Annotated in this window: 11 protein-coding genes; 4 read left to right on the top strand and 7 right to left on the bottom strand. The window is 69.8% G+C overall.

The window, feature by feature from the left end; all coding sequences use genetic code 11:
* Positions 1-668 precede the first annotated feature (668 nt).
* The 3 genes from rpmA to ACGGCP_RS19530 all read right to left on the bottom strand — a co-directional run bounded on the left by rpmA (position 669) and on the right by ACGGCP_RS19530 (position 4,076).
* On the bottom strand, positions 669-938 hold the full coding sequence (gene rpmA, locus ACGGCP_RS19540; RefSeq protein WP_208496629.1) for a 50S ribosomal protein L27: 270 nt from the start codon (positions 936-938) through the stop codon (positions 669-671).
* 12 nt (positions 939-950) lie between these two features.
* On the bottom strand, positions 951-1,250 hold the full coding sequence (gene rplU / locus ACGGCP_RS19535; protein WP_208496630.1) for a 50S ribosomal protein L21: 300 nt from the start codon (positions 1,248-1,250) through the stop codon (positions 951-953).
* 285 nt (positions 1,251-1,535) lie between these two features.
* Entirely contained in the window at positions 1,536-4,076 is a 2,541-nt protein-coding gene (locus ACGGCP_RS19530) for an Rne/Rng family ribonuclease (RefSeq protein ID WP_392968020.1), read from the bottom strand.
* 574 nt (positions 4,077-4,650) lie between these two features.
* On the opposite strand from ACGGCP_RS19530, the gene ACGGCP_RS19525 reads away from it, so the two are divergent.
* Both ACGGCP_RS19525 and ACGGCP_RS19520 read left to right on the top strand, forming a co-directional pair.
* Complete coding sequence (locus tag ACGGCP_RS19525) at positions 4,651-5,334, top strand: hypothetical protein (RefSeq protein ID WP_392968018.1); 684 nt, start codon at positions 4,651-4,653, stop codon at positions 5,332-5,334.
* 74 nt (positions 5,335-5,408) lie between these two features.
* Positions 5,409-6,749 (top strand): hypothetical protein, encoded by a 1,341-nt coding sequence (locus ACGGCP_RS19520; RefSeq protein ID WP_392968017.1) that lies wholly within the window; start codon positions 5,409-5,411, stop codon positions 6,747-6,749.
* A 56-nt stretch (positions 6,750-6,805) separates the two neighbouring features.
* Here ACGGCP_RS19520 and ACGGCP_RS19515 read toward each other — a convergent pair whose 3' ends face one another.
* Complete coding sequence (locus ACGGCP_RS19515; RefSeq protein WP_392968015.1) at positions 6,806-8,458, bottom strand: hypothetical protein; 1,653 nt, start codon at positions 8,456-8,458, stop codon at positions 6,806-6,808.
* Positions 8,455-9,711 carry a type VII secretion protein EccE gene (gene eccE, locus ACGGCP_RS19510; protein WP_392968013.1) on the bottom strand — a complete coding sequence of 419 codons (1,257 nt, stop codon included), beginning with the start codon at positions 9,709-9,711 and terminating at the stop codon, positions 8,455-8,457. The genes ACGGCP_RS19515 and eccE overlap by 4 nt, the downstream gene beginning before the upstream one ends.
* 257 nt (positions 9,712-9,968) lie before the next feature.
* On the opposite strand from eccE, the gene ACGGCP_RS19505 reads away from it, so the two are divergent.
* Positions 9,969-11,222, top strand: coding sequence for a S8 family serine peptidase (locus ACGGCP_RS19505; protein WP_392968011.1), 1,254 nt, complete (start codon positions 9,969-9,971; stop codon positions 11,220-11,222).
* Positions 11,223-11,431: 209 nt separating this feature from the next.
* On the opposite strand, the gene ACGGCP_RS19500 is transcribed toward ACGGCP_RS19505, so the two are convergent.
* Positions 11,432-11,701 carry a WXG100 family type VII secretion target gene (locus tag ACGGCP_RS19500; RefSeq protein ID WP_392968009.1) on the bottom strand — a complete coding sequence of 90 codons (270 nt, stop codon included), beginning with the start codon at positions 11,699-11,701 and terminating at the stop codon, positions 11,432-11,434.
* A gap of 53 nt (positions 11,702-11,754) precedes the next feature.
* Positions 11,755-12,045: a WXG100 family type VII secretion target gene (locus tag ACGGCP_RS19495; RefSeq protein WP_392968007.1), complete on the bottom strand. Its 291-nt coding sequence runs from the start codon at positions 12,043-12,045 to the stop codon at positions 11,755-11,757.
* A gap of 535 nt (positions 12,046-12,580) precedes the next feature.
* On the opposite strand from ACGGCP_RS19495, the gene ACGGCP_RS19490 reads away from it, so the two are divergent.
* Entirely contained in the window at positions 12,581-13,168 is a 588-nt protein-coding gene (locus tag ACGGCP_RS19490) for a hypothetical protein (RefSeq protein ID WP_392968005.1), read from the top strand.
* Positions 13,169-13,210: the final 42 nt, after the last annotated feature.

Genomic DNA, 13,210 nt, shown 5'->3' with positions numbered 1-13,210 from the left:
CGCACGCTGACCATCCAAACACCCTGTTGAGTTCTCAAACAACACGCCAACTCAAGTCGATCCACAATTGGGATTCGGCCTCAGCCGGAGCAACCTCTCGACTCTAACAGTCTCAGATCCAGGTGCCAAATCCAGGTCGATTAACCTGTGTCACACTCGATCGAGCCTCTATTGAGTCTCAAAGATTCCCGAGATTCAGCTTCCGGACCGCGCCTAAACTCTGTGAGTTTGTCGCTGGTCTCCGGCGGCTTCCGGACCAGGCCGTTTCGGCTCTGTTCCGTTCCCCCTCGGGCTAGGACAACATTACACGCCTTTCTGAGGGCATGAAACGGGGGGTCCCCTTTTTGGCTGCGACTGCGCTGAGCTGCGGCGATACCGCTGCGGCGCATCTGGATCGGTGAAGAGCCGATCCGGACGGGCCGCCGGCGGGGCCGGTACTGCTCGCTTCGTCGCGGGGTCCTTGGTTCGAACCTAGGGGAAGGGTCCGACATTCCGGGGTCGTCGCGGTGAACAACCTGTTGCGATCGGTGCTCATGTCCTGACGTTCCGGATGCGGTGCGGTGGAAGGGGACGGGGAGGGGAGGGAAGGCGGGTACGCGAAAGGGCCGGGTCCGTCTTTCGACGGGCCCGGCCCTTGTTTCGTGCTTTCGAGCGTTGCCGCTCCGGTCTTACGCCGCGACCTCGGTGGAGGTGGGGACGATGTTGACCAGCTTGCGACCGCGCTTGGAGGAGAAGAGGACTTCACCCTCGGCCAGAGCGAACAGCGTGTCGTCGCCGCCGCGGCCGACCAGCTCGCCCGGGTGGTACTTGGTGCCGCGCTGACGGATGAGGATCTCGCCCGCGCTCACGTGCTGACCGCCGAAGCGCTTGACGCCAAGTCGCTTGGAGTTGGAGTCGCGCCCGTTGCGGGAGCTGGATGCGCCCTTTTTGTGTGCCATCTGTCCAACCCCTTACTTGGTGATGCCAGTGACCTTGACGCGGGTCAGCGGCTGACGGTGACCCTGGCGCTTGTGGTAGCCGGTCTTGTTCTTGTACTTGTGGATCTTGATCTTCGGGCCCTTGGTGTGCTCGAGAAGTTCACCGCTCACCGTGACGCCGGAGGCGTCGGTGACCACAGTGCCTTCGTCGACGAGCAACACCGCAGGCAGCGTAAGCGTGTCGCCGGGCGCGCCCTGAAGCTTCTCGACTTCGAGGACGTCACCTTCGGCGACCTTGTACTGCTTTCCGCCAGTCTTGACGATTGCGTACATGTCGACGCGGTCTCCTTGGGTCCTCCCCGGTGCGGGGAAATGAGTTCCCCGCAGGGGAACGGTGTTCTGTCAATTTCGCGGTGCCAGGCACCTGCCGGTCTTCGGTTCCGTGAACGTCACCTGGGCCGGCCCGCCGATCGAGCTCCGCGTTCATCCCCGTCGTTCCGGGGAGGAAAAGCTGAGGGCTCTATAGGCCGCTCACTAGGGTACGTCATGTACCCGCTGGTTCCGGCATCGGGATGAGCCCAGCGCCGCGAACGTCACAGTCCGCGGCGCCGGGGCCTCCTAGTGCTCGGACGCCGCCGATCCGGCGTCGCCGCCGGGTTCGGTGTCGGCTTCCGCTGCCTCGGTAGGCGAGTCAGCGGTGGTCTGCTCTTCCGCCAGGACCGCGTCGGCGTCCGCGGGGACGGCCTCCTCGGTCGCGGCGGCGAGGTCCACGGGCTCGGTCTCGACGACGGTGTCGGCCTCGGCCGGTTCGCTCGGGGCGATCGGCTCGGCGGTCGTCTCGTCGACGATGGCGACGTCCTCGTGGTCGTCGTGGCCGTGCTCGGTGGGCGCGGCGGCGATCTTCGCGGTCTCGACGGCAGCGGACTTGACGTGCGGCTCGGCCGACTGGTCCTGCTGGTCCTGCTGCTTCTGGCCGGACTTGTTGCGGTCGCGCTTGCGTTTGCCGCCGCCCTGGCCCTGCTGCTGCCCCTGGGACTGGTTCTGGTTGGCGTTGCCGCCACCGCCGCCGTTGCCCTTCTTGCGGGTGTTCCCCAGGATCTCGTCCGTGTGGACCATGACCCCGCGGCCCTTGCAGTGCTCGCAGGGCTCGGAGAAGGCCTCGATGAGGCCCTGGCCGACGCGCTTGCGGGTCATCTGGACCAGGCCGAGCGAGGTGACCTCGGTGACCTGGTGCTTGGTCCGGTCGCGGCCCAGGCACTCGGTCAGGCGGCGCAGCACCAGGTCGCGGTTCGACTCGAGCACCATGTCGATGAAGTCGATCACGATGATGCCGCCGATGTCGCGCAGGCGCAGCTGGCGCACGATCTCCTCGGCCGCCTCCAGGTTGTTCCTGGTGACGGTCTCCTCGAGGTTGCCGCCCTCGCCGGTGAAACGACCAGTGTTGACGTCGATCACGGTCATCGCCTCGGTGCGGTCGATGACGAGCGAGCCGCCGGAAGGCAGGTAGACCTTGCGGTCCAGGGCCTTGAGGAGCTGCTCGTCGACGCGCATCTCGGCGAAGACGTCCTTCGTGCCGGTGTGGCGCTTGAGCCGCGGGAGCAGCTCGGGCGAGACCGACTCGAGGTACTTGTGGATCTCGTCGTAGGCCTCTTCGCCCTCGACCACGATCTCCTTGAAGTCCTCGTTGAAGACGTCGCGGACGACCCGGATGAGGACGTCGGGCTCGGAGTGCAGCACGCTGGGCGCGTTGCCCTTCTTCGACTTGGCCTGGATCTCCTCCCACTCGATCTGGAGGCGGGAGATGTCGCGGGCCAGCTCCTCGGGGCCGGCGCCCTCGGCAGCGGTGCGGACGATCACGCCCGCGCCCTCGGGGACGAGCTTCTTGAGCGCCGCGCGCAGGCGGGTGCGCTCGCGGTCGGGGAGCTTGCGGGAGATCCCGGAGGCGTTGCCGCCTGGGACGTAGACCAGGTGGCGGCCCGACAGCGCGATGTGGCTGGTCAGGCGGGCGCCCTTGTGGCCGACCGGGTCCTTGGTGACCTGGACGAGCACGGCGTCGCCGGGGCGCAGGGCCTGCTCGATGGAGCGGGCCTTCCCGGCGAGGCCGGTGGCGTCCCAGTTCACTTCACCGGCGTAGAGCACGGCGTTGCGGCCGCGGCCGATGTCGACGAAAGCGGCCTCCATGCTCGGGAGCACGTTCTGGACCTTGCCGAGGTAGACGTTGCCGACCAGGCCCTGGGTGCCGGACTTCGACACGTAGTGCTCGGCGAGGATGCCGTCCTCGAGGACGGCGGCCTGCGAGCGGCCGTTGCGGACGCGCACGATCATCTGGCGCTCGACGGCCTCGCGGCGGGCGAGGAACTCGGCCTCGCTGACGACCTGGACGCGGCCGCGACCGGACTTGCGGCCGTCGCGGCGGCGCTGGCGCTTCGCCTCGAGGCGCGTGGAGCCGGAGACGCCGCGCACTTCCTCGTTGGAGGAGGTGCGGCGCTGCGGGGTGCGGACCTTGACGACCACTTCGGCGTCGTCGTCGGAGTCGTCCGGACGCGAGCGGTCGGAGTCCTCGGAGCCGGCGCGGCGGCGGCGACGACGGCGGCGACGGGTCACTTCGGGGCCGTCGGCCTCGGCGTCCTCGTCGTCTTCGTCGGCGTCCGACTCGCGGTCGTCGTCCTCGTTCTCGTCATCGTCGTCGGCGGCGCCGTCGACGCCCTTGCCGCGACCGCGGCCGCGGCGGCCCCGGCGACCGCGGCGGCGGCGCCCGGCCTCGGAGTCGTCATCGTCGTCATCGAAGTCGTCGTCGAAGTCCTCGGCGGGCGCCTCGGCCTTCGGCTCGGGCTTGTCGGAAGCACGGTCGGACCGCTCGGGGCCCTTGTCGCCAGCCTTGTCGGCGGCGGCGCGCTCGGCCCGGTCGGGGCGGTTGCGCGTGCGCTTGCGCGCCGACTGCTGCTCCTGGGGCTGGGCCTTCTTGGCCTGCGTCTTCTTCGCCTGGCCGCGGCGCGGCTCGGGCTCTTCCTCGCGCTGGTCGCGCTTGGGCTCGGCGGCCTTCGGCGCGACCTTCGGCGGGGGGGCGAACATCGCGGCGGTGGACGCGGCGGCGCGGGGGCGCTCGGTCCGCGGCGTGTCCGCCGGGGGCTCGTCGTTCTTGGGTTTCTGAGGAGCCATGAAGGTCACCGCGATGGGCGGGGCCTGTTCGCGCGGCTCATTCTCGCGCATATGAATAAATCTCCATTCCAGCCGCCGCCCGGGCGCGTGATGCGGTGTGCATCCGCTGCCGCACGGGCGCGGCATCAGCAGTGCGGTCCTCCCGACGTGGCGATGCCGTCATCCGGCTCGCTTCGCCCAAGAGGCTGGCGAGCCTTGCTCCGGCGCTCAAATCATGCCGTTCGGGCCGCACTGAAAGCCTCAACTCGCGCTGGGGATTCAACCTCTTCCCCGGCCGAGTGGTCAAGTCCGTCGCCGTCGTGAGGGACGCGGACAGGACATCTCCAGGTCGCACCGTCCGTAGCTGTGTGCGGTACGACAAGGTCGAGTATCGCACACTCTGCGTCATTCGCCGAGCCGGTCAGCTGACCGGTGCCGCTGCTCTCAGTCAGAACCCGCCCGAAAGGGTGAGAAAACGCGACTCCTCGTTGTTGGCACGGCGCGAGCGTGGCCCGTGTCCCATGTACTCGATAAGCTGTGTGCTGGCGCGTCAGCAGCGAGCCTCCGAGATAAGGACACGACCATCGCACTCCAGGTGATCGACTCGGACAAGTCCGAGGAGCCCCGGGCGGACGGAAAACCCTCCACCTACCAGGGGCGGCATCGCGGTGCCGACCTGTTCCGCCAGCTCACGAGCGTGGGCTGGGTGCTCGCCGTGGTCGCGCTCCTGCTCGCGGGCGGCGCGACCGTCCTCTACTGGACCTCCGGTTCCGGCGAGGAGGCCCCTGCCGTCGAGGCCGGTGAGATCAGCGACCTGTGCGAGCTCGCGGTGAACCCCGAGCTGCTCGCGCCGTGGGTCGACACCGAGCAGGCCCGCAACCCCGAGGAGTCCTCGGAGGAGTCGGTGCGGACGTTCAACTGCACCTATGACGCCGAATACGCCGGGGACGACGCGTACCGGCTGGTGACGCTCTTCGCAACGGTGCAGGTCTACGAGGACGCGCCGAAGGCGCGGGCCGCGTACGCCGGGGTGCTCGACTTTGAGGCGTCGAAGGATTTCACGACCGAGGACGTGGGCGGCATCGGCGAGAAGGCGGCGGTCGTCACCGTCGCCGAAGGAGAGGAGACGCAGGTCCGCCTCCACATCCAGATCGCGAACGCGACACTGAGCATCAACGTGTTCTTCACCGGCGTGCCGCCCGAGGGCGGCGACGTGCGGCAGCTGGCGGAGGATCTCGGCGCGGGCCTCGTCGACGCGCTCCCCCGAGCGGCGAATTAGGCGGCTCCCTTTAAGCTGGCGGGGACTACCGCGGCGTCAAGTCGACACGCCGGGAATCTTCGCGGAGGATCATCGTGAGCGCCACACCACCCTTTGGCCCGGCATATGACGAGCAGCCTGAGGACGGGCAGCGGCCGGGCTCGGGCCAGTGGCAGCCCCGGGCGGGCAGACCGCGCGGCGCGCAGGGCGACACCGGGCAGTACCCGAGCGGGCAGATGCCCCAGGCCGGGCGTCCGCAGGCGGGCGGGCCGCAGGGCCCCCAGGGCCCCCAGGGCGGCCAGCGCCCGCTCCCGCAGGCCGGGCGGCCTTCGCAGGACCCGCGCGGCGGCGTGCCGCGCGCGGGTGGGCCTTCGGCGGGCCGCGGGCCGCAGCAGCCCGGTCCGGGCGGTCCGGGTTACGGGCAGTCGCCGCAGCAGCAGTTCTCCCCGCAGACCGGCGGGTACGAGGCGCAGCCGGGCGGGTACGAGTCGCGTCGTCCGCAGGGGCCGACGACGGGGTCGCTGCCGGGTTCGGGTCCGCGTACGGAGCAGTGGGGCGCGGGTTCGCCGCCGAGGCGGGACGCGGGGTCGCCGCCGCGCCGGGAGGCGGGTGCGCCGCAGCGGGGTGCGGGTGAGCCGCAGTTCCAGCAGCAGGGGGGCGAGCCGCTCTCGCGTCGGGACCAGCCGTTCGAGGAGACCGCGTTCGCTGACGAGACGCGGAGCGAGTGGGGCGGCGGGAACGAGACGACGACGATCGGGCGCCTGGGGTACATGCCGAAGGAGCCGCGTCGGCGTTCGGACTTCCAGAAGGTGCGGAGCCGGGCGCGCAAGTCGAGCCCGGTCCCGAAGATCATCGTGGGCGTGGTCGCGCTGGCGTTGGTCGGCGGTGGCGTGTGGTGGTTCATGAGCCGCGACGAGGGTGCGGAGAGCACGGGCGGTTCGGATCCGAGCCTGACGTACGAGGGCAGTTCGGAGCCGTGCTCGCTGGTCGACACCGCGCCGCTCGATTCCATCGTGGACGGTGCGGAGCCGACGGCCGTCGGCGACGCGGAGGACAAGAGCCGCGGGTGGGTGCAGACGTGCTCGCTGACGTACGGCGACGCGGCACGGGCGACGGCGCTGGTCGAGGTCGAGAGCACAGTGTTCGACACCGACGCGAAGGCGAGTGTGAACTTCGAGCTGGGCACGGGCGACATCGGCGAGCTGGGCGAGGCCTGGACGCTCGTGGAGCCCGCGCCGGAGATCGGCGACCAGGCGGCCGCGGTGGCGCGCGTCCCCTCGGGCGAGACCTCGAACTTCCACCTCCATGTGCAGGACGACAACTCGTACACGGTGGTGCGGATCTCGGTGTCGCCCGACGCGGCGATGGACCAGCAGGGGTTGAACGACCTGGCGCTGGAGATCGCGAACGGATACCTGGCCAACTGGCGGGGTTAGCAGAGCATGAGGAAGGGGCGGGGCCGTGCGGCCCCGCCCCTTCTTCTATGCCTCGGCTAGTACGTGCGCATGGGCGCGCCGAACATCTGCGCCTCGATCGAGGTCGGGGAGCACCACAGGTAGCGCTCCTTCTGGCCCTTGCGCAGCATGGCGATCATGTCGTCGTGCAGCATCTGGAGCCATTGCAGCACTTCCTGGTTGACGCGGATCGCCGAGCGGGCGATCTGGGCCTCTTCGGCGGTGAGCCGCTGCAGGACGGTCATGTGGGCCTCGCCGGTGAGCTCGTCGGCGTAGTTGGTGAGGCGCGGCAGGACGGTGAGCTGGGTGCGCCAGGGGCCGAGGACCGGCTTGGTCTGGGAGCCGCGCTCGCCGACGTCGTAGACGTACAGCGCCGGGGAGTGCTGGCTGGCCTCGACGGTGACGGGCTGGTCGCCGTGCAGGACCGCGAGGCGGTCGTTGCGGCCGGTCGCGGTCTCGCCGAGGCCGTTCCACTCCTGGGGGCGGGTCGTGCAGACCGCGACGCGGGTGCCGATCGCCAGGGCGCGGAAGACGAGCAGGCGGGCGAGGTACACGCCGCCGATGAGGTTGATGCGCGTCTCCTCCGGGCGGAAGAACGGGGCGACGACGGGCACCTGCTCGGCGTCGCGGCCGATCACGAGGCCCGACGGCGGGCTGGCGGAGGTCATGAGCTCCAGGGCCCGGGCGGTCGGGATCACCGGTGACGGCTTGATCGCCTCGATGGGGCGGCCCGCGTCGCTGGCGGTCTCGACGGCGCGGTCGGTGACCGGGAGGCCGTAGACGGTGCCTTCGGTGGGTCCGGCCGAGACCGAGCCGATGCCGAACAGGCCGGCCGAGGTCGGCAGGGAGCTGACCGGGCCGCCGGTGATCGGGGCCGCGCCGGAGTAGGGCATGCCCGAGTACGGCTGGGCGGACGCGGGCTGCGCGGAGAACGGCTGGCCCGAGATGGGCTGGCCGGACACGGGCTGCGCCGAGACCGGGGACACCGAGGGGGCGCTGACGGGCGCGGCGGAGACCGGCGCGACCGAAGGCTGCGACTGCTGCGGCGGCGGCGTGGGCAGCTGGTACTGCGGCTGCGCGGGCCGGGGCGGTTGCGCCGCAGGGGGTTGCGGGGCCTGCGGCTGCGGGGCCGGAGGCGGGGTCGCCCGGGCCTGCGTCGGCGGCTGGGCCGGGGGACGCTGCGGCTGCTGGTACTGCGGCGGCGAAGACGGTTGCGGCGCTTGGCCTTGCGGCGGCGACGGCGGACGCATCTCCGGCGGGCGCGGCGTCTGCTGCTGCGGGGGCACCGGCGGCTGGGCCGCGCGGGGCGGCTGCGCGCCGCCGCGGGCGCTGGGCACCTGCTGCGGCGGGGACGCCGGGCGGACCTGCGGCGCGGGCGGCTGCTGGCCGGTGCGCGGGGCGCCGTAGACGGCGGGCTGCCCGGGCTGGCTGCCGGTCGGTCCGCCGCCGGGCTGGCCGCCGTAGACGGCGCCTTGCGGAGGCTGCGCGCCGCCGCGGGCGCCCGGCGGGGTCGCGGTTCCGGCGCGGCCGATCTTGGCGGTGCCCGACGACTCGTCGTCGACGGCGCGGCGCTGGCCGCCCTGCTGCTCTTCGTCGTCGTCGGAGTGGCGGCCGGCGCCGCTGCGGTACGTGCCGCCCTGGTAGGTGCCGCCGCCGTACACGTTGCCGTTGCCGTTGTTGCGGTCGCTCATCGGGGGCCTCCTCCGGTCGGGGCGGATGCGTAGGCGGCGGGGCCGTGCTCGCCGTCGAGTCGCTGCAGGCGGACGCCGAGCTGGTCGGCGACGTTCAGCAGCTGGTTCTGGGCCGACTCCCAGGAGGACTGGTCGAGGGCGAGGCGCACGATCCCGTCGACGGCGAGCTGGCGTCCGGTGACGCGGCCGTCGGGGTTGACCTTGCCGTTCGTGCCCGCGGTGACCACGGTCGAGACGGTCACGAACGCGGCGGGCACGCCCGAGAGCGCGTCGCCGGTGCGGTGCAGGGACGCGGCGTCGGTGGGCCACTTGGTGATCCGGTACGACACGTGGCGCAGGCCGTCCGCGTACCAGTGGTTCCAGTCCTCGGCGGTGCGCTCGCCCGGGACCGGCGCGAACGCGACGCCGAGCGACTGCGAGACCGCTTCGCGCACGCCTTCGGCGTCGAGGATGCGGTTGGGGACGCCGACGTTGCCGAGCAGCTTGCTCACGCGCTGCGAGGTCGAGGCCAGCGCCTTGTACACGCCGTCGACCTCGCCGCCGCGCTCGGCGGTGGCGTCGCGGGCGTCGCGCGCGCCGAGGCGCACGGCGAGCCAGGCCTTGTGGTGGACCACGGCGGGGTAGTCGCCGAGGAGCTCGCGGTAGGAGCGTGAGGCGGGGCTGTTGTCGTAGGCGCTCAAGCCGACCGGGGTCGTGTGGCCGATGAGCTGGACGGCGGTGACGGGCACGGAGGTCTCGTCGAAGAGCCGTTCGAGGCGCTCGAGCGGGATGGCCTTGGTGCCCTCGTCGGTGCTGCCGATCTCGATGACGGAGAACCAGCCGCCGTTGTCGTGGCCGATGCCGACGTTCTCGTCGCGGTCCTCGATGCCGGTGATGCCCAGGTCGGGGGCGATGCGGTGGAGGACCTCGGTGAGCTGCTCGGGGTCGAGGGCGCGGATGCGCCGCTTCATGCGGGACTTGAGCGGCCAGGTCTGGTACCACCAGTAGTCGCCCTTGCGCCAGAACACGATGACGAGCACGATGAGCGCGGCGCCGCCGCCGGCGGCGCCGGGGATCATGCCGAACGCGAGGCACGCCAGCGCGAGCACGAGCGCCAGCTCGATCGTGATGAGCTGCGCGACCGTGAGCGGGCCGAGCCTGCCGGTCGAACGGGTCGTGAACACGACCGACTCGCCGGGGGCCGGGCCGTTGCCCTGCTGGGCTTGCACGGACGCGGTGCCGCGAGCTTGCTGTTGGGCCTGCAGCATCGTCATGGGCGACGTCTCCAAGATGAAGGTGAGTGGTCGTATCCATCGTATGCGGACGAGTCCACTGCTTGGTCCCCCGCCCTTGCGGTGTTTCGCGCCGATACGGGTGGACCTGCCCGCTGGTATCGCGGCGTTAGACTGACCGGGTGCGATTCCTCCCGCGTATACCTCTCTATTCCGCTGCGGTCGCGATGGCGACTGCCGGAACAGTCCTGCTGGCCACCACTCCTGTTCAGGCGCAGCAGGAGGGGTGGAGTCTCGAGATGGCGCCCGAAGACGAGCGGGGCGCGTGCATGCCCGTCTCCGAGGACGGCGAGTCGCTGAACCAGTGGCCCTGGGCGCGTACGTTCATCGGCCTCGACCAGGCCCAGCAGTACAACCGGGGCACGTTCGAGACGGGCAGCAAGGAAGGGGACCCGGTGACGATCGCCGTCATCGACTCCGGCGTCGACGCCCGACGCGAGGACGTGTTCGGTTCGCGGCTCCTGCCGGGCTACGACTGGTGGGACGCGAACTCCAAGGGGCAGTGCGATTCGGCCACCGACGGCCACGGCACCGCGGTCGCGGCGATCGCGGCGGGGAACCGCCTGGGCAGCAACGACGACTTCGTCGGCGTCGCTCCCGAGGCGAACATCCTGCCGATCAGGCTGTTCGCCGGCGGCGACGGCGGGGACGACCAGAAGAGCAGGGTGGTCGCCAAGGGGATCAGGGACGCGGTGGACCACGGGGCCGACGTCATCAACGTCTCGTCTGTCATGGTGGAGACCACCGAACTCGCCGACGCTGTCGCTTACGCCACCAGCAAGAACGTGGTCATCGTGGCCGCGAGCGGGAACGACACCAAGCACATGGACGACGACAAGATCGAGCCGGACAAGCGGACGTTCTATCCCGCCAACTACCCGGAGGTCATCGCCGTCGGGGCGCACAACCCTGCCGGGAACTGGTACGAGGAGAGCAATTTCGGGGCCAATCTCGACCTGCTCGCTCCCGGCCAGGACCTGCCCTATCCGTTCGCGGCGGGCGAGTGGAGGGAAGGCAACGGCACCAGCTTCGCAGCGCCGTTCGTCGCCGGGGCGGCCGCGCTCCTCAAGGGCCAGTACGGCGCCGAGGCGACCCCGGCCTGGATCCAGCAGCGTCTGCAGCAGACCGCGATCCACCCGCCGAACGAGTTCAACATGTACCAGGGCCACGGCATCCTGAACGTGGCGTCGGCACTGACCGCACCGGTCGACGAGGCGGCTGTCGAGTCAGACACGGTGAGCGAGAGCCCGACGGACGAGTCGAGTCCGATCCCGATCGCCGAGGACGACCGCCAGCATGTCGCGTGGCTCGACCCGGACTACGACCCGCTCGCGACGGAGAAGGCCATCGCCTGGGCGAGCGTGGGCGCTTCAATCGTGCTGGTCACGCTGGTGCTTGTGCTGAAGAAGATCGTTCCGAAGGGCCGCAGGCGCAGTTGGCGGCCTGGAGTCAGGAAACCGGACGTGGTGCCGGTGAAGGTCTCGTCGGACTGACGCACGGATATTTCGACGCGAGGGCGGGACCGGTCGGTCCCGCCCTTTCGCTGCTCGTCATGGTTCCCCTCTGGCGGGACGCTGTCGCTGACGGGGATGGCTCGGTTGGCGTGGTCGCGGCCGCAGAGGCTTCCCTTGGGCAATAAGAAACCCGGGTCGTCCTCGCGGATTACCCGGGTTTCCTGTCGTCTTCGAGCTTGGGGAAGCTACTACCCGCCGAAACGGGCCGCGTTCGCGGCCTCGGTCTCCGCGTAGCGGTTCTTCGCGTTGTCGACCGCGCGGCCGACGGCTTCGAGGATGTCGTTGATCTTCTCGAAGGACGCGTCCCACTGGGCCTTGGCCTCTTCGTAGGCCGCCTTGTCGGCACCTTCCCAGTCGAGGGCGTCGAGCTGGGAGCGGAGGTCGGCGAGCGTGCTGGTCATTTCACCAGACTGCGACGCGATCTCTGCGGTTGCAGCTTCGAGCTCCTCGTAGCTCATAGCAATACGAGAACCCATGGTTCACCTCTTTCCTTAGTTGCGGGGGGGGTTGGTTAGAGTTCGCCTTCGAAGGTGCTGAAGTCCGACTGCGACTCCGCGTCCTGCTCAGCCTGCTGGGCGGCCGAGGAGTCGAGGCTGTCAGCGATGTCCTGGAGCGCGTCCAGGAGCTTCGCGGCCTCGGTGTCCCACGCCTGCATGACGTTGGCGAACGCCGCGGCGCCCTGACCGGTCCAGGAAGCGGCGAGCTCGTCGCACAGGGCCTTCAGGCGGTCGAGGTTGCCGTCGACCGAGAGCTTGGCGTTGACCGTGTCAGTCGCTGCTTGGGCGACTGTTTCTGTGTCCATTGCGACACCGGCCATATTTCACCTCCAAGTGATTAACCGGGGGCTGAGGCGCTAGGGACCTAGGCCTGCAGGGGTATCCCAGTGAGTTTTTGATCGATTCCGCAGTCACCATAACCCGTCCGTGCAAACTCACCGGGTTGGCGGTGCGTCTCTGAGTTTACAAGCATCTGGGACGGGCGTGTATCCCCACTTTGTGCCAGCTCCGCTGGCCGTCTTCCCCCGATCGGGTGAGTAGGTGAGACTGGTTGTTCGGTTGCGGCGCAAGGGGTGCGCAAACCGTGTCAACCAGGGCGAACGGCCTGTTCCCGGGCTGCGGCCGGTCCGTCGGCGGGGTGTCGACGAAGGCAGGGAACGTCCCGTGGGCGGCGTGTGTCCCGAACTCCCGCTTTCGTGCCATGCGGGACGACCTGTTCGGTCCCAGTTGCCGCAGCTCGGTATGCTGGTCTCAGCACAATCGAGCGACCGTGCCCGCCGCGCCACGCCGAGCGGCTCGGGTCGATATCCCCCTTGAAAGCCCGATCTCTGCACCGAGGTGATGACGTTGTTGGAAGCCGGCTACTCCGCTAGTTACGACGCGAGTGAGGGCCTCTACGCGGTCACGAACACCGCGACCGGCCAGACCACTCAGATGACCGAGGAGTCCTTCGACGAGTTCATCACCAAGATGGGCACGACGATCGACGACCTCGGCTCCTTCCGCACACAGCTCCTCAGCGGCAGCACTGTGGTGACGCGTCCGTACGCCGAGGCGTACCCCCAGGCGGGCTACTACCAGGCGGAGATCGACACGCAGAACCCCAAGTTCGGCGGTTTCGACGACGCGCTCGAACTGCAGGCCGCATACCGGACGGTCTTCTACCCCACCCGCGCAGAGCAGCTCGACCGAGTCTTCCACGGCCTCGACACGGGCCGCGTGGTCAGCGAGGACATCAAGAACAGCTACATCGAGAACGACGGCAACGTCTCGGCCGATGTGGTGAACATCCAGGGCGAGTTCGACACCAAGGGCGGCAGCATCACGGCTGGCGATGTCGACGAGGCCCGTGCGGACAACGAACGCGACAACGACATGCCCGCCACCGGCGACGAGACCGGTTCCGAAGAACCGCCTCCGATGCTCTAGTCCTCGAACGTTGCTGAAGACCTGACCCCCTAGGAAGGAGTC

It is taken from the genome of Glycomyces sp. NPDC048151 (assembly GCF_043202775.1).
In the GTDB taxonomy this organism is placed as follows: Bacteria; Actinomycetota; Actinomycetes; order Mycobacteriales; family Micromonosporaceae; genus Glycomyces.
The sequence above is the reverse complement of the archived record's forward strand: the minus strand, read 5'-3'. Positions and strand labels throughout refer to the sequence as shown.

Coding starts and splice junctions, on each gene's coding strand:
- ACGGCP_RS19515 (WP_392968015.1), bottom strand. CDS start 8,458: ATGAGCGACCGCAACAACGGCAACGGCAACGTGTACGGCGGCGGCACC.
- rpmA (WP_208496629.1), bottom strand. CDS start 938: ATGGCACACAAAAAGGGCGCATCCAGCTCCCGCAACGGGCGCGACTCC.
- ACGGCP_RS19490 (WP_392968005.1), top strand. CDS start 12,581: ATGACGTTGTTGGAAGCCGGCTACTCCGCTAGTTACGACGCGAGTGAG.
- ACGGCP_RS19495 (WP_392968007.1), bottom strand. CDS start 12,045: ATGGACACAGAAACAGTCGCCCAAGCAGCGACTGACACGGTCAACGCC.
- ACGGCP_RS19505 (WP_392968011.1), top strand. CDS start 9,969: ATGGCGCCCGAAGACGAGCGGGGCGCGTGCATGCCCGTCTCCGAGGAC.
- rplU (WP_208496630.1), bottom strand. CDS start 1,250: ATGTACGCAATCGTCAAGACTGGCGGAAAGCAGTACAAGGTCGCCGAA.
- ACGGCP_RS19530 (WP_392968020.1), bottom strand. CDS start 4,076: ATGGCTCCTCAGAAACCCAAGAACGACGAGCCCCCGGCGGACACGCCG.
- eccE (WP_392968013.1), bottom strand. CDS start 9,711: ATGACGATGCTGCAGGCCCAACAGCAAGCTCGCGGCACCGCGTCCGTG.
- ACGGCP_RS19500 (WP_392968009.1), bottom strand. CDS start 11,701: ATGAGCTACGAGGAGCTCGAAGCTGCAACCGCAGAGATCGCGTCGCAG.